This window comes from Enterococcus sp. (assembly GCF_022711995.1).
In the GTDB taxonomy this organism is placed as follows: Bacteria; Bacillota; Bacilli; order Lactobacillales; family Enterococcaceae; genus Enterococcus_D.
Genome location: NZ_JALAHI010000169.1, coordinates 21,221 through 37,502 on the forward strand (window position 1 = coordinate 21,221; position 16,282 = coordinate 37,502).

The 16,282-nt window shown below is 40.3% G+C and carries 15 protein-coding genes; 1 reads left to right on the top strand and 14 read right to left on the bottom strand.

What is annotated here, in order from left to right; all coding sequences use genetic code 11:
- Positions 1 to 32: 32 nt before the first annotated feature.
- The 9 genes from Q0A12_RS16310 to Q0A12_RS16350 all read right to left on the bottom strand — a co-directional run bounded on the left by Q0A12_RS16310 (position 33) and on the right by Q0A12_RS16350 (position 8,921).
- Positions 33 to 1,883, bottom strand: a complete 1,851-nt coding sequence (locus Q0A12_RS16310; RefSeq protein WP_291293676.1) for a PTS beta-glucoside transporter subunit IIBCA — start codon at positions 1,881 to 1,883, stop codon at positions 33 to 35.
- 1 nt (position 1,884) lies between these two features.
- Positions 1,885 to 2,721, bottom strand: coding sequence for a PRD domain-containing protein (locus Q0A12_RS16315; RefSeq protein WP_291293677.1), 837 nt, complete (start codon positions 2,719 to 2,721; stop codon positions 1,885 to 1,887).
- Between the two features lie 452 nt (positions 2,722 to 3,173).
- Positions 3,174 to 3,722: a signal peptidase I gene (lepB, locus tag Q0A12_RS16320; protein ID WP_291293691.1), complete on the bottom strand. Its 549-nt coding sequence runs from the start codon at positions 3,720 to 3,722 to the stop codon at positions 3,174 to 3,176.
- 16 nt (positions 3,723 to 3,738) lie between these two features.
- Entirely contained in the window at positions 3,739 to 5,154 is a 1,416-nt protein-coding gene (locus tag Q0A12_RS16325) for a S41 family peptidase (RefSeq protein ID WP_291293678.1), read from the bottom strand.
- An 84-nt stretch (positions 5,155 to 5,238) separates the two neighbouring features.
- Positions 5,239 to 5,460: a YozE family protein gene (locus tag Q0A12_RS16330; RefSeq protein ID WP_291293679.1), complete on the bottom strand. Its 222-nt coding sequence runs from the start codon at positions 5,458 to 5,460 to the stop codon at positions 5,239 to 5,241.
- Complete coding sequence (gene msrA / locus Q0A12_RS16335) at positions 5,453 to 5,974, bottom strand: peptide-methionine (S)-S-oxide reductase MsrA (protein WP_291293680.1); 522 nt, start codon at positions 5,972 to 5,974, stop codon at positions 5,453 to 5,455. The genes Q0A12_RS16330 and msrA overlap by 8 nt, the downstream gene beginning before the upstream one ends.
- Positions 5,974 to 6,564 carry a YpmS family protein gene (locus tag Q0A12_RS16340; RefSeq protein ID WP_291293692.1) on the bottom strand — a complete coding sequence of 197 codons (591 nt, stop codon included), beginning with the start codon at positions 6,562 to 6,564 and terminating at the stop codon, positions 5,974 to 5,976. Before Q0A12_RS16340 ends, msrA begins: the two co-directional genes overlap by 1 nt.
- Positions 6,565 to 6,611: 47 nt before the next feature.
- Positions 6,612 to 7,550, bottom strand: a complete 939-nt coding sequence (locus Q0A12_RS16345) for an SGNH/GDSL hydrolase family protein (protein WP_291293681.1) — start codon at positions 7,548 to 7,550, stop codon at positions 6,612 to 6,614.
- Positions 7,551 to 8,078: 528 nt separating this feature from the next.
- Positions 8,079 to 8,921: a DegV family protein gene (locus Q0A12_RS16350; RefSeq protein ID WP_291293682.1), complete on the bottom strand. Its 843-nt coding sequence runs from the start codon at positions 8,919 to 8,921 to the stop codon at positions 8,079 to 8,081.
- Positions 8,922 to 9,047: 126 nt separating this feature from the next.
- Here Q0A12_RS16350 and Q0A12_RS16355 point away from each other — a divergent pair, with 126 nt between their 5' ends.
- The gene (locus Q0A12_RS16355) at positions 9,048 to 9,701 is read left to right on the top strand and encodes a hemolysin III family protein (protein ID WP_291293683.1); all 654 of its coding nucleotides are present in this window, start codon (positions 9,048 to 9,050) and stop codon (positions 9,699 to 9,701) included.
- 65 nt (positions 9,702 to 9,766) lie between these two features.
- Here Q0A12_RS16355 and Q0A12_RS16360 read toward each other — a convergent pair whose 3' ends face one another.
- The 5 genes from Q0A12_RS16360 to Q0A12_RS16380 all read right to left on the bottom strand — a co-directional run bounded on the left by Q0A12_RS16360 (position 9,767) and on the right by Q0A12_RS16380 (position 16,013).
- Positions 9,767 to 10,261, bottom strand: a complete 495-nt coding sequence (locus Q0A12_RS16360; RefSeq protein WP_291293684.1) for a dihydrofolate reductase — start codon at positions 10,259 to 10,261, stop codon at positions 9,767 to 9,769.
- Positions 10,262 to 10,467: 206 nt separating this feature from the next.
- The gene (locus tag Q0A12_RS16365; RefSeq protein WP_291293685.1) at positions 10,468 to 11,415 is read right to left on the bottom strand and encodes a thymidylate synthase; all 948 of its coding nucleotides are present in this window, start codon (positions 11,413 to 11,415) and stop codon (positions 10,468 to 10,470) included.
- 14 nt (positions 11,416 to 11,429) lie between these two features.
- On the bottom strand, positions 11,430 to 13,334 hold the full coding sequence (locus Q0A12_RS16370) for an ABC-F family ATP-binding cassette domain-containing protein (protein ID WP_291293686.1): 1,905 nt from the start codon (positions 13,332 to 13,334) through the stop codon (positions 11,430 to 11,432).
- A gap of 357 nt (positions 13,335 to 13,691) precedes the next feature.
- On the bottom strand, positions 13,692 to 15,728 hold the full coding sequence (locus tag Q0A12_RS16375) for a sodium:proton antiporter (RefSeq protein ID WP_291293687.1): 2,037 nt from the start codon (positions 15,726 to 15,728) through the stop codon (positions 13,692 to 13,694).
- Positions 15,729 to 15,731: 3 nt separating this feature from the next.
- On the bottom strand, positions 15,732 to 16,013 hold the full coding sequence (locus tag Q0A12_RS16380; protein ID WP_291293688.1) for a hypothetical protein: 282 nt from the start codon (positions 16,011 to 16,013) through the stop codon (positions 15,732 to 15,734).
- Positions 16,014 to 16,282 lie beyond the last annotated feature (269 nt).

Genomic DNA, 16,282 nt, shown 5'->3' on the forward strand with positions numbered 1-16,282 from the left:
TCGCTTTCTTTTTGTCCATACTTTCGTCCAAATTATTGTAGGACAATATTTAATAAATCATCCGAATTTAACAACCGATTATTTGAGGTTGGGATCACATCAAGGAAATCTTGGGTATTCGTAATAACAACCATCGTCGTCGTATCATAACCAGCTTCGCGGACTTTTTCAAAATCCACTTCACCGATTGGTTGTCCTGCTGTTACGCGATCGCCTTGTTTGACGTTCATTTCAAAGTGGTTTCCATCCAGCGAAACGGTATCGATCCCAATATGGATCAGCACTTCTACACCTTGATCACTGCGAAGTCCAATGGCATGTTTGGTCGGAAAGACTGTCAACACTTCTCCATCAACAGGAGAGTGAATGGTATTGCTCGTAGGTTTGATGCCGATTCCTTTTCCTAAAGCCCCCGTTGAAAACGCTTGGTCATTGACTTCATTCAAAGGAATAACTTCTCCTTCAACAACATTTTTCAAAGCTGTTGAGCGAATGATTTCAGAGGATGTCTTTTCTTTTTCTTCAACAGTTGGTACTTCATCATTTTCAACAGGAATTCCTAGCATATACGCGGCGATTGTCGCACCGATAAAACTAATGGCTACTGCTGCCACCATCAACCAGAGATTCATGAAATCACCTTCTCCAATATAAGCAGGTAATCCAAATAATCCCCAAGCGATCGAATAGGCTTTAACGCCAGTTAGTCCGGCGAATAATCCTCCAAGTCCCCCACCAATCATTACAGCGATAAATGGACGACGGAATTTAACAAATACACCATAGATCGCGGGTTCGGTTACGCCTAAAATCGCAGATAAAGTAACTGTTCCAAAAAGTTGTTTTTGTTTCAAATTGCGCGCACGCAAGAAGTAACCAAGCATCGCACCCCCCACGGCAATGTCAGAGATGGTACATGATGAAATAAACGCTGGATCATAACCGTTTGCGGCAATCAGAGAAGCAACAACCGGCATAATGAAGTTACCGGCTCCTAGCATAATGATAAATGGTTGCAATGCCGAATAAAGCATCATCACAAACCAGCTTCCGATCGTGTCCATCAATAGATTGAAGAAGCCAATGATTCCTTCACCGATATAAAAACCTAACGGACCAAAAACAAGAAGTGTGGCTGGTAACGTAATCAGCATGATTACCAAGGGAGACATAAAATATTGTAAACTCTTTGGAATCACTTTTTTAGCAAATTTTGTTACATAGCCCATGAACCAAACAGCTAGCAAGATGGGAATAAAGCTATTGGCATAAGTGATTTGCGGCAAGCCGATACCGAATAAGCTTAGACCAGCAACATCATTGATTGGCTCAGATAAAATAGTCGCGGCTAAAGCTACCGCTAAATAAGGGCTGGCACCTAAACGTTTGGCACAACTCATTGCCATCAAAATAGGTAGGAAATAAAAGACCGCTGACCGTAAGGCATCAAAAATCTGATAGGTGGAGCTTTCTGGCGAAATCAAACCCGTTAATGAAATAATCGAAAGAAATGCCGCTAACAATCCAGCACAGATGATGGGTTCCAAAATAGGGGTCATGGATTCTGAAATCACATCAAGCATCGCTTTGACTGGATTTTTCTTCGTTTTTGGCTTGTCCGCTTCATCCCCAGCCATCCCTAGTTGGTCGATCAAATCTTTATAGACATCATTGACATGGGTACCGACGATAATTTGATATGCCACATTATTACTGACAACGTCAATGACTCCCTCCAGCTCTTGCAATTTTTTTGTATCGGCTTTGGAGCGATCCTTCAAAGTAAAACGAAGGCGCGTCATACAATGGACGACGGCTTGGATATTGGCTTTTCCGCCAACTAATTTGATGATTTGCTCATTGAAATCATGGTATTGATTCATGTCATTCTCCTCTTTCTGTCACACGATTGATGTGGATCATTAAGTATGTGTATTCATCTTGTGTCAGGTAACTATTGAACTTTCCTTTGACATAGATCTCAATTTTTTCGACAGCGGCAAATGCTTCCGGATACATTGCCTTTACTTGTTTATACAGCTGAGACTCGTTGTCAGAATAAGATTGGTTCTTTCGCAATCGTTCGATGAAATACTGGAGATGGGTCACAAGTCGCATATAATTCATGCTGTTTTCATCTAAAGTGATGGTGAAATGATATTTGATAATATTCAGCATATCTCGTAATGTTTCCATGTCATCCAGCTGTTCATCGAACTTGGCTTTTGTTTCCTGTAAATTAACGAAATGTAAGGCAATGGCAACGGCTTCATCTTCAGGAAAAGTGACATCAAAGGTCTTATTGATTCTTTCCAATGCTTCTAACCCAATTTGATAGTAGCGAGGGTAGAATTTTTTGACCTCCCACGTCAACGGACTCCTCAAGTATTGATCTTTTTTTGCTCGTTTCAATGCAAAGGATAAATGGTCCAATAAAGCTAAATAAAGATAATCATTGGCGCTTTTGCCGATTTCTTTTTCTCCATATTGTACGAGCTCATTTACAAGCAGGATCAATTGATCATCGGCGCGGGATAAGAGATAGCTGAAGTGTTCCAAACGATCTTGGCTATCTAAGACAAACGTCTTTTCTACTTCAGAGTCAGAAATATGTTGGCCAACTTTTTTCTTAAATGCGACTCCTGTTAAGTAGATAATCGATTCATGTCCCCCTCTATCCACTAAAGCAACATTGTTGTTGATGATCTTTTTAACTTTCATTTGTTTCTCCTCTCCAGAAAAAAGAACTCAGAGTATATATCAAATAAACTTTACAATAGAAAGTGTACTTGATATATATTCTGAGTTCTGCCTGATCTTCTCAGTAACATAACTCAAGAAATAACTACAGCGTTATTCCTCGTTCTTTTTCCTAACTTACAAGCAAAGTATATCAGCTTAAAAAGGTACTGTCAACGCTTACTTTCAAAATTATTTTTACTATTTTCTCCCTTTGATCTCATATCGTGAAATAACAAAGTAAGCTGTAGCCAACTTCCAAAAATCTCAGACTGATCCCAGTGAATTCTTCAGGAAAAGTGCAGGAATATCAGCGCAACTTGCTGGAAAGACACCAACTTTTTTGAAAAGGGTTTTGACCTCAATAAAAAATCATTTATTCGTAAGCCACTAAAGGCTACTCCCTATGGGTACGAATAAATGATTTTTTCCTATTAAATGAAGCGCATATGGGTTAAAGGATAATATACAAAGCGTGCATTCCCCAAAATGGCATCCCCGGAAATCGCGCCAAAGGATCGGCTATCTTTGGAAGCCCGGCGGTTGTCACCAATCACGAAATAACTATCTTTTCCAAGATTCTTAATCCCTAATAAAGACTGGAGATCGAAATCATTCGTATAGGAAACATTCTCGTGATCTTTTTTTCTGTTTTTAACCAAAAAATTTTCCTCTACTGGTTGATCATTGACATATAGTTGATCGTTTTCATAGCGAATGGATTCACCTGGCAATCCAATCACTCGCTTAATGTAGGTGGAACCATCCGGCATTTGAAAAACGACGACATCAAATCGCTTGATAGGTGAGATTTTCTCGATTAAAACCATGTCTCCTTGCCGCAAAGTGCCTTCCATTGAATTTCCGCCAACCGGTACCGGAATCAGTAAGAACGCCCGAATTAAGAAAGCAGAGGCCAACGCAATGATCGCATATTTAAAGATGAACCAAAATCCCTCGATCCACTTTTTCCGTTGCATGATTTCTCCTCCTCTGGCTTTACTTCGACAATAATTCAATGGCTTTTAGATAGGCAGGATCTTCTTTCTTTAACTGCTCAGTCAAAGCTTTCTCAATGGCTTGAGCGGTCTTTGCATCTACTTGGCCTGTAGCCTCTAAGCCAGCCTTTTTTTGTAGATCTTGAACAGCGGATACTGTTGGTTGATCAAATGTATCTCCGGTGGTCTGATAACCTAGTGCCGAGAGAAACTGATTCAAACGATCAATCGCTTCTGAACTTTGCCCTGCTTTTAACTCTTTGTCTCTTGGTAAGGGAGCTAGGTAGGCATAGTCAGGAAAATCTGCTTGCTGGTCTGGCATCACACCCTGTTCATTGACCCATTCTTCATTTGGCGTCAACCACTTCATGACCGTCATCTTTAACTCGCTATTGTCCCCTAATTCTTTTACATTTTGTACAGTTCCTTTACCGAAAGTTTCGGTACCAACGATTGGTACATCTGCGGATTCTTGCAAAGCTGCTGCAAAAATCTCAGCTGCCGATGCACTACCACCATCAACTAAAACTACGACGGGTTCAGTGACTTTGAAACCTTGATCCAGCGCAGCACTCGCTTTGGTCTCACTTATCACGCCACTTTCATCAGCAAATTTAACAATTGTTTTACCATCTTCTAAAAACATACTTGCCATGTTCTGAACTTGGTCTAAAAGCCCACCGGGATTTTGTCGGACATCTAAAATAAATGATTTGGCCCCTTCTTTTCTCAAGGATTCGATTCCTGCTTTTAATTCCGATGCGGTATCTTCCCCGAAGGTCGTGATTTCAATTTTCCCGATCTTTTCCCCATCAACCATCGAGGTGTGAACCGTTTCTAATGGAATCGTATCTCGGGTAATCGATACATCAAAGGACTCTTGCTCCCGTTGGATCGTCAATTTGACAGTGGTCCCTTTTTTGCCGCGAATGTTGTTTACTACCTCTGTTAATGATTGTCCTTTGGTTTCTTTTCCATCTACTTTCAAGATCCGATCATTTAAGCGCAAGCCGCTTTTTTCAGCTGGCGAATTTTTGATAGGCGCTTGGGCAATTTCCGGGTACTCATCCACGAGAGTGAGTGTCGCCCCGATACCTTCAAAACTACTAGATAAAGATTGACTCAATTCATTGGCTGCCGATTCACTGAGATAAGTTGTGTAAGGGTCTCCTAGCGCATCGGTCATGCCTTTTAATGCCCCTTCGATCAAGGCATCTTCATCCACTTTTTGGTAATAATTGGCTCGAATCTGATCAAAAAGCGTTTGAACCTTTTCAAGATCATTTGATGCAGCGAGTGTTGATTGATTCTGGGCTGTCGGAACTGTTGCTTTTTGCCACATGTAGACACCACCTCCTGAAAGGATCGCTACACAAACCATAGAGATGAGATACCGGTGAAAAGAAACATTTTTCATAGAAAGACACCTTTCTGTCCATTAATTTTTTGGTCTTTTTTATCTATAGTGTAAAAAAAGAGGAAGTTTCCACTCCACTCTCTTTTATTTATTATCCTCGACATACTGCACCCAGATACGATCAAAAATATCCATGGACGGCAAATAATCGACGTTCAATTCCAAATAGGAAGACACTTCATCATAATCATCGGTATGTTTTGGGAATTGAATATCATGACTAGCATGAGTAGCAAAGATTTGGGCCTCATCCGTATGACTTGGACCTTTAATAGCCATTAAATAAGTATAGAAACTTTTACGCATGTGTATTCTCCCAATGATCCGCAAGAAAAGCTGCTCGTCTCGCATGATTGCGGGCAAAATTCTCAGGATGTTTTTTGTAGTATTCTTGATGCTCTTCCTCTGCCAAATAAAAAGGTTGAGCTGGTTCAATGCTAGTTACGATGGGATCTTTAAAACGACCAGAGGCTTGTAAAGCGGCTTTGCTTGCTTCCGCTTTTTCTTTTTGCTCCTCATTGAAATAGAAGATGACTGGCCGATAATTGTCACCACGATCCTCAAATTGGCCAAAAGCATCCGTGGGATCGGTTTGTTGCCAATAAATCGTCAATAGCTCGTCAAAGCTGATTTTGTCTGGATCAAAAATAATTTCAACGGCTTCTGTATGACCTGTTGTATGACTTTTTACTTCCTCATAAGTCGGATCAACGGTATGACCGGCGGTATAACCAGAGAAGATTGAATGGACGCCCTCTAGTTCATCAAAGGGCTGAATCATACACCAAAAACAACCTCCTGCAAAAATTGCTCGCTCCATTACTTTTCCTCCGTTTCAGCTGGTAGATATAGACTCATTTGAATCTCATCATCCACTAGATTAATTTTATTGGCTTTGATAAATAGACCATTTTGCATGCGGAATTGATCCAACCGAATCAAAATGATTTGTTCATCCGCATTGACCTCGATCCACTCTGGAAACTTGAAGCTGCGCTTGATCATTTTCAACACTTCACTGGTTGGTAGATCTAAAGTACCAATTGACAAACTTTTAGCTTTCAATTGTACATTGCCTTCTTCGGTGACATAAGGGTCAAAGTATAAGTAAAACGTGATGGGAAAACCTAATACCGAAAACTGACCGGTTAGGAGTGCCTCATTTCTCAACTCGAAATTGTATTTTACTTCTTGATCTTTCTGGAAGTCTGTTAAATAAAAATCAATCAATTGATTGACTTGACTCTTGTTACTGTTGATAGTCAGAACAGGATTACCGTCTCGTTTGACTAGCTCGGCACTTTCTGAAAGCCCAGTTTCACGTTGTTGAAACACCCGTGAAGCAAAAAAGACAGTTGTTCCTAGCAGAATGCCGACTAAAACTAGAAAAGCAATTTTCCAGTAGTTCATTTTTTTGATTGGACTTTTTTTATCTGATTCGCTCGTTTCTTGTTTCACTATTTTTCCTCCTTCATAAGCCACGCATTTTGCGTCTTGATCAATTCGTCGCGAACCGCGTTCGCCATTAATTGATACCCAAGGTTATTGGGATGGAATCGATCGCCATCATACAGGACATTATTAGTGATTTTTTCTGCACCCGTTTCAGAAGTTCCTGTCGTATCACCAGTTGTGGTTTCTGAAGTCTCAGTCGATGACGTATCCGTCTCAGAAGAATCGGTATCCGCAATTCCCACTTCGTCACTCAATCCTTGATACAGCAAGTCATTGATGGGGATAAAATAAGCATTTTTTTGTTGCTTAATAAATGTTTCGGTTGCATTGTTCCAATTGTCAATGATCGTCTGCATATCAGTGATTTCTGGAAAATTTAAATAGAAAGGATTGTAAATCCCTAAGACATAAATGGGCGCTGATTCATTCAGCTGGCGAATCTGTTTAAACATATCCGCCAAACGCTCTTGGTAATCCGCCATTGGTTTCGTAAAAGAATCGACACTTAACCCAAAAAAATTGGTTTGGATCACTTTTAATACATCATTGCCGCCAACGGTCAATGTAATAAAATCAGCTTTTTTTAAATCAGATCGTAAATCTTCGTCTTTTTTCACTCGCTTCAAGATTTGATCGCTACGCTCTCCGGCAATGCCATAGTTCGTCGTCACCACATTTGCTAAGTTGTATCGGTCTTGCAAATCCGTTGCAACGATGGGCACAAAACCACCTCTTTGAGTCTCATCGCCGACGCCTTCAGTCAGTGAGTCCCCTAATGCCATATAATGGATCACACTTTTTGTTTTACCCTCTTCGCCAGTTTTCGCAACTGGCGTAAGTAACGGTTGCGCCTTAGGAATCAAAAAATGACCCAAAGTACCGGTACCTAAAGCGACGATCAATACAAATGAAAGATAAATTGCTACTTTTTTCCACTTCACGGATCAATAATCTCCTAACCTTTAATCTAAGCTATTTTATCAAAATTCTCATTAAATTCATAGTCGAAATGTCTTGATTGACCTGAAGCTGATCGAGTCAGCAACAGCCCACTCACTATATGCTATTTTGGACAGTTGATTCTAAACATATTACGGATCGAAGAATTTGTATGCCACGCTTTTCAGCAAACAAGCCCAGTGATTTATGTGAAAGTTATTACGATTGTTTTGCTCATCATCTGCTCGTCTACGCTTTGCTTGCCTACAGTTGCTTCTAAGCACTTCGCGCTAAGAAGAACTTGCATGTCTTGCTTCGCAAGCCAATCATTGTGATTCTTTTCAAGGTTACTACGCTCGCTTTGCTCGCCGCTGCTCATCATCGCTCGTCTACGCTTTGCTTCGCCTACAGTTACTTCTAAGCACTTCGCGCTAAGAAGAACTTGCATGTCACTCTTCGAGTGCCAGTTGCAGTGATTCGCAGCAAAAAGCGATTCGTGGATACGAATCGCTTGGATACTGTGATTAAAATTATTCGGTGTAATACGTAATGGCGAATGCGCCTTTGCCGGTATGGGTGGCGATGATTGGGGTGGTATGCAATAATGGGATGCTCATTTCTGGAAAGAGTTGTTGCAACTCTTTTTTGAATTGTTCAGTGATCTCTAATCCCTCAGCATGGGAGATTCCTATTTGCTTCACATTTGGCATACGTTTTAATTCATCTTTTAATTCTTCAAACCACTTATTAAATGTTTTTACGCCGCGTCCTTTTATGATTGGGATCAATTCAGAATGGTCAAAGTCCATGATGACCTTCATATTCAATAAACTGGATAACAATCCTTTGGCACGACTGATCCGGCCACCCTTGACTAGATTTTCCAATGTGGAGACACCAATGAATAGTTTGGTATTTTCGCGAACTTTATCTACTTCCGGCAATACTTCAGCTAATGTTTTTCCTTCTTGAGCTAATTGTGCCGCACGTATTACTTGGAATGACAATGCTTGGTCTGTCGTGTCACTATCGATCACTGTTACATTTGCTTTTGACAAATTACTTGCTTGTCTAGCAGCTTCAACAGTTCCACTCAGACCTTTTGTCATATGTATCGATAAAATATCACTACCATCTTTGCCTAGTTCATCGAACAGTTCCACAAAATGACCGATCGGCGGTTGACTCGTCTTTGGAAGTTCTTTTGCTTGTGCCATCATTTGCATAAATCTTTCTCCGGGTAATGAATCATCATCCGGATAAACCATTCCATCGATCATTACAGATAATGGAACGACATGGATATTCAGTTGATCTCGAACGGTTGGTTCCATCGTACAGGAAGAATCCGTTACAATTTTAAGCTTTGCCATCATACATTCACTCTCTCTTTAAATCAAGTCTCTTTTCGTGGTAAAATAACCATAGACCATTTATAATTAGTATAACAGAGAGAAAAAATTTTTTCATCTTATTTAAATTGGAAGGGACGGTGCTTGATGGAACATATGAAATTTACAAGACGTTACTTGATTCTGAACGAGGTACTTAATGCGGTAACTCATGGGATCGGATTCGGATTAAGTGTAGCAGGACTCGTTATTCTTTTAATTAAAGGGGCTCGATTAGACTCCCCTATTCATGTCGTTTCCTACGCGATTTATGGCTCAATGATGATTTTATTGTTTCTATTCTCAACGCTCTTTCACAGTTTGATGTTCACACGAGCAAAAAAGGTATTTCAAGTTTTTGACCATGCCTCGATTTTTTTATTGATTGCTGGTAGCTATACCCCTTTTTGTTTGTTGAGTATTCGTGGTTGGTGGGGCTGGACGCTTTTCATTTTGATATGGTTGTTAGCCATCAGTGGCATTGTTTACAAGTCACTGACACTCCACAAAAAAGAAACTGTTTCAAAAATATCCACACTGATTTATATTGTCATGGGCTGGCTCTGCGTGCTTGCCTTTAAACCACTGGTTGCTTCGCTAGGCTTTTGGGGTACATTTCTGCTGGCTAGTGGTGGCGTTTCTTACACGGTGGGTGCATTGTTCTACAGTATCAAATCCGTCCGTTTCATGCATGTGGTTTGGCATTTGTTTGTTATGCTTGGAGCTGGACTAATGTATTTTTCCGTTCTTTGGTTTACGTAACCACTCACTATTCTTTAACTATAAAGACAGCTGACACAACCAAATGTTGTAGCAGCTGTCTTTTTTTACTTGTCTTGTTTGCTGTAAAATTCAAATCGATGAGGATAGATATTCTTTTCATCCACCACACCTTCCACAACTTTATCTAGGTGCCAATCGGACCAGTCAATTTCAGGGAAGTAGACATCGCCTGTGAAGGTTTCGTCAATTACGGTGCGGTATAGCTGATCGCAATCTTCGATCATCGATTCGAAAACACCAGACCCTCCCGTTAAAAACACCGGATGATCTTGCTTAGCAGTATAATCCAACACTTCTTGCCGATCATGCATTACCAGAACACCTTCTGCTTCATAAGTTGGGTCGCTGGTCATAACGATTGTTGTCCGATTTGGCAATGCCCGCTTTTTCATTCCTTCAAAGGTTTTTCGCCCCATAATGAGCGAATTTCCAGTAGTTTGTTCTTTAAAGAATTTCAGATCGTTTGGCAAATGCCAAGGCAACGTGCCGTTTTCTCCAATCAATCCATTTTTATCTTGTGCCCAAAGTGCAATCAACATATTCAAAACTTCCTTTCTAGATAAAGTGAACTCTTTTACCTGCTCTCAAGTCATCGCTCAAAAATAAGATAAATCAACTTGTAAAGTGGGAATGAATGATCATAAATTCCTCTAATCCGCCAACGAACATTTGTTAACGGGTGACAGGTCAGCAATGATTCGTTCGCTGAAACTTCTTTTCCAATCCTGATGCTGTACCCGAAAAGTTAGACAGCGATCGGTGCTTTGATCGTGGGATGCGGATCGTAGCCTTCAATCGTGATATCTTCCATCTCAAAGTCAAAAATCGATTGCTTTTCTGGATTTAGGTGTAACGTCGGTGCTGAGCGGACTGTTCGAGAAAGCTGTTCTTTCATTTGTTCCATATGATTGCTGTATAGATGAGCATCCCCTAAAGTATGGATAAATTCACCGACTTGAAGACCTGTCTCATGAGCGATCAAGTGGGTCAATAACGCATAGCTAGCAATGTTGAAAGGTACACCTAAAAAGACATCGGCACTTCGTTGGTAGAGCTGACAGCTTAATCGGCCTTCATGAACATAAAATTGAAACATCGTATGGCAAGGAGGCAATGCCATCGTCGGCACATCTTCTGGGTTCCACGCGGAAACGATCAAGCGGCGAGAATCTGGTGTTGTTTTGATCATTTCAATCACTTCTTTGATCTGATCAATAAATTCGCCTTTTGTTGTCTCCCAATGGCGCCATTGGTACCCGTAAACATGACCCAGATCACCAAATTTTTCTGCAAATCCTTCGTCATTTAAAATACGGTCGCAAAATTTTTGCAGTTCCTCTTGATAGCTGACGTTGAACGCTTCATCGACTAAGGAGCGGCGACCAAAATCAGTCATATCAGGCCCTGTATATTCTTCACTTTTTACATAACGTTCAAAAGCCCACTCATCCCAGATATGATTGTTGTGCTGCAGTAAGAATCGAATATTCGTATCGCCTTTAAGGAACCATAGTAATTCGCTTTTGATCAAACCAAAAGGCACTCGCTTGGTTGTCAATAATGGAAATCCTTGTGACAAATCAAATCGCATTTGATGGCCAAAAATACTTTTGGTTCCAGTTCCCGTGCGATCTCCTTTCACATTTCCCGTTTCTAAAATTTTCTTCCCTAAATCAAGATATGCTTGTTCCATAATGCGCCTCCTTATTAGTCGTCTGAAAACTCACTTAAATATTCCCAGCGAGTCATTTTTTCTTCTAACAATTGTTCTGTTTCCGTAACTTCCGCTTGAAGCTGCTGCAATTTCGTAAAGTCGTCTCCTTGTTGATTCATCGCTTCGGTTAGAGTATCAACTCGTTCTTCTAGTGCAGCAATCTCATCTTCGATGGTTGCCCATTCCTTTTGCTCCATATAACTTAATTTCTTTTTGACAGGTTTTTCCGAAGTTGGTTTGCTTTGGAGATCCTGGTCAGAGGGAGAGGTTGCCGTTTTCTTCGCCACCTGCTTGGTAGAGGTCTTTTGCAAATATTCGTTAATCGAACCATAAAAAGGGGTAATTTGAGCATTTCCTTCAAAAATAAGCAATTTTTCAGCAACTTTGTCTAAAAAGTAGCGATCATGAGAAACCGTGATCACAGCACCCGGGAAAGATTCCAGATAATTTTCCAAAATAGTTAGTGTATCAATATCCAAATCATTGGTTGGCTCATCTAACAAGAGAACATTTGGTTGACCAATCAATAATTTCAATAAGAATAGACGGCGTTTTTCACCACCAGATAATTTACCGATCTTTGTTCCATGCATGAAACGGGGGAACAAAAATTGTTCCAGCATTTCCGCTACACTGACATGGGCACCATCTGTTTTTTCTACTTCTTCTGCTGCCTCTTGTAAATAAGCAATCATCCGCTGTTCCGGATCCATCGTCTCATTGGTTTGCGTATAATAAGCTAATTTGACGGTTGAGCCAATAATCCGTGTTCCTGAATCTAATGAGAGACGTCCCGCCAACACATTCAGCAAGGTTGATTTACCTGCACCATTCTCACCAGTAATGCCTAAGCGTTCTCGCGACTGAATCAATAAGTCGAATTGAGAAAGAATGGGTTTACCCTCAATTGCAAAATCGCCAGCTTTAATTTCTAGTACCTGTTTGCCTAGGCGAGAGGTCGCCACATCAATCTGCACTTCCCCATTGCGCTTAACTTGATTCAAATTTTCTTTTAAATCATCAAAACGGTCAATTCGTGCTTGCTGCTTGGTAGTCCGCGCTTTAGCGCCTGTCCGAATCCAAGCCAGCTCGTGTTTATACAGCTGTTGCCGTTTCTCTTCCTGAGTTTCTTCAATGCGTTCTCTTTCTGCTCTGGCTAATAAATAGTCTTCATAGTTTCCTTGATATTCATAAAGTTTGCCAAACGAAAGCTCAAATACACGATTGGCAACTCGATCAAGAAAATAACGATCATGGGTAACCATCATCAACGCGCCGCGATAATTCTTCAAATAGCCTTCCAGCCATTGGATTGCTTCATAGTCAAGGTGATTGGTTGGCTCATCTAACAGTAATAAATCAGGTTCATCAATCAATACTTGTGCTAAACCTACCCGTTTTTTCTGGCCACCGGAAAGTTCATTGACCGGTTGTTTTAAATCAGAAATCCCTAGTTTCTGCAAAATGATTTTTGCTGTTGTATCCGTATTCCAAGCATCGTTTTTATTCATGGCTTCTTCTGCTCTACTGTACGCAGCTTGTATAGCAGGATCTGAACCATTTTGTTCCAGTTGGATCAAGGCTTTTTCGTATTCACGCACAGTCTTGATCAATGGACTTGTCCCTTGAAAAACTGCATCAACTACGGATAATTCTTCTTGTAATTGACTTTCCTGTGCCAAAAAGCCGATTCGATAATCTTGAGGTGTAAAAACAGAGGGACGGTCGCCATCGCCAGCTTCGATACCGGCTAAGATCGTCAACAAACTGGATTTACCGGTACCGTTGACACCAATCAAGCCAATTCGATCCTTCTCATGTATCAGAAAAGAAAGCTGATCAAATAATGTTTTTTCACCGTAAGTTTTTGTTAGTTCACTTACTTTTAATTCTTTCACAGAATCCCTCCTGAGATCTATTTTTCTTCGCCCATTGTACCACATAAGCATTACCGGGTCTTTAACAAAAAAAGAAAAAGGGCTGTTCCATAAGTCTCCTACAAGTAACACTGTCCGAACATGATATAGTATTGCTCCTGCGGTGCAGGGACTCCTCGTCGCAAAAGTCAGAGGAATCTATCGCAATAGTATATGATTCGGTTTCACTTGTTGGATGATGACTTATGTCACAATCCCTAGTATTGCTCCAGCGGTGCAGGGCCTCCTCATCGTAAAAAGTCAGAGGAATCTATAGCAATAATATATGATTCGGTTTCACTTGTTGGATGATGACTTATGTCACAGTCCTTTGTCCTATTATCTGCGAAACATTCGCTGTTTGGGTCGTTCATCTGCGCGAGCCATCGCGTAGGATTCCAATAGATTCACATTACGTCGGTATTCATTTGCAGCGATAGTAGGTATTTTTTCAGCCACTTCATATTCATCAATCGTTTTACGTTCTAAGTAATAGCCCCGTAAAAGTTTTTTGACAAAAACCGGTTCCTGTTCAATCATAATCGTTTCGATGAAATTATTATGTTCAAACCGTTTTAGGCTCATCTCCCGTTGCCGTTTGAAGAAATTAATCAAAGAAGCATCATAAACATCTTCCAAGTTGCTTAAACTATGAAAAATATAATCACTATTTTTGATATAAATTTTTTGAACTTCGGAAATATCTCTTTGCTTCAAACCATCTTTCAACTGCTGTTGACGCTGCCAGAATAATTTAGGATGTAAAATAATCCGGCCAAAACGTTGAATGATCAAAAGCCAAATGCCAAAAAAGGATAAGAATTGTTTGGCTAACGAGTGTTGCTGCTGTGAAATAAAACGGGAATAAAAGCGATAGCCATTTGAACTAACTTCCCCTTTTCGATAGGCTTCATCCAAACCATCTTGTTCGATTGATAAAATCAATCCTTGAATTTCTTGAATCTCTTGCTTTTCAGAAACGGTCAAACTATTGCGATACAGTTCCCAACGCCGGTTTTCGTAGGTATTGATTACCGCATCTGTCGCTAGACGTTCTTTTGGATCGTCTGTTTCTTTTTCTTCTTCTTCTAAAATTTGAATCACTTCTTCTAAAATCAACAACTGATTGAAATCAACTGACTCTGCGGCTTCTCCATCTGCCAAATAAGGTAAAACAATCACGCTGATGACTAATGTCGCTAAGATGACACAAGCCGTCAAGAACAAGAGCAGGCTACGAGCTGCAAATTGTTCCCCGTTGATCGTGACTGGCAAAATAAAAATTGCCGCCAAACTGACCGTTCCCTTGACACCACCGAAGGTCAACAGTGCTACTTGTTTTAGGTCGACGATTTTTTTCGATTGTAAAAACTGATAATAGAAAAGAAGAAATATGAAGCGAATTAGGAAGATAACAATAGTTACCACTACAATCGTCAAGACTAGATGACCATTTGCATAGGAGTTGCTTTCCCAAATAGGTGAAAAGACTTGCGAAAGTTCAATCCCTAAAAATAAAAAGACAAGTGCGTTCAACGTAAAGACAATCGTTGACCACGTACTTTCAGAAATATTGGCCAGTTCCGCATCAAACAAAGAAACACGTTGCCGCCTTTGCGCTTGCGCGACACCAGCAACCACCGCTGCAATAATGCCGGATACGCCAACCATTTCTGCCACCAAATAAGCAGCAAAGGGTAATAAAAGTTCGATCAGCAAGTAAACCGTTACATCTTGTGCAGAGATTTTTTCAATAAACCGAATCAGTTTGCGCTTCAACCAAATAATCAAAAAACCGATCAGTCCGCCGCCAACACTGGCAAAAAGCAACTGAAAGCCAGCACTCATGGCTGAAAAGGTTCCGGTAACTAAAGCAACGATCGCAAACTGAAGCGCTGTAACGCCAGATGCATCGTTTAAAAGCCCTTCACCTTCCAAAATGTGCATAATATTTTTAGATATTTTTAGGCGTTTGGCTAATGATGAGACAGCTACTGCATCTGTTGGTCCTAAAGCCGCGCCAAAGGCATAACAAGCAGCCAAAGGAATCGACGGCATCAGCCAATGCAGTGTCGTTCCCACTGCAAATAATGTCAGCAAAACACCGCCAAAGGCCAGAAACAAAACGATCTTACTGTTCTTCAAGATTTCTGGAACATCCGCTCGTTCTCCTTCTCGAAACAACAGTGGGCCAATGATCATTACCAGAAACATTTCTGGCTCAAATGCGATTTCTTGTCCCATCTCCGTCAATCCTAGTAAAATTCCTAAGATGATCTGAATGAAGAAAATCGGTACTGATGGCAATATTTTGCTGACAATATTTGAAAAGGTCACGAGGATCGCGATGATGATGACAAGTTCGATAAATTCCATCCATTATCCCCTTTTCTTACGAATTGCAATTAATAACTCAAGAAAAAGTTCTTTTTTCATGAGTATCTTTTGATCGATTTGACTCAACTCCTTTTCATTTTTTTCGATTTCACATTGAATACGTCGCGATTCTAAACGAAATAATTCATGCTTCATACGCTCAAATTTCCTAAATAGCAACGGATTTTTCCGTTGTAAATATTCGCGGATTTCTTTTTTTTCTGCTGGTGAGAACTCCCCTAGGCGTTCCATCAATTCTTGTTTATTTACACATTGCTTCGTCATGATAGCCCCCTGCAATTCTTAGTCAAGTAAAATAAATGTCAGCGAAAATGAAAGAGGTTTGAAACAAGTACAAATTTTTCATTTCTTGTTGACCGAGAGTATTCTATGCCATTCAATTCAAAATAGCAAGACCCACTTACTAAAAAAAGAGTTTTCACCTCACATTATTAGCAGTTTATCAATAATGTCGATTCGTTATATTTTCCAAAAAAAAGTTGATGAATTCCCCACTCACTAACTATAGCATAAGTTAGCAAAGCGACAAAGCT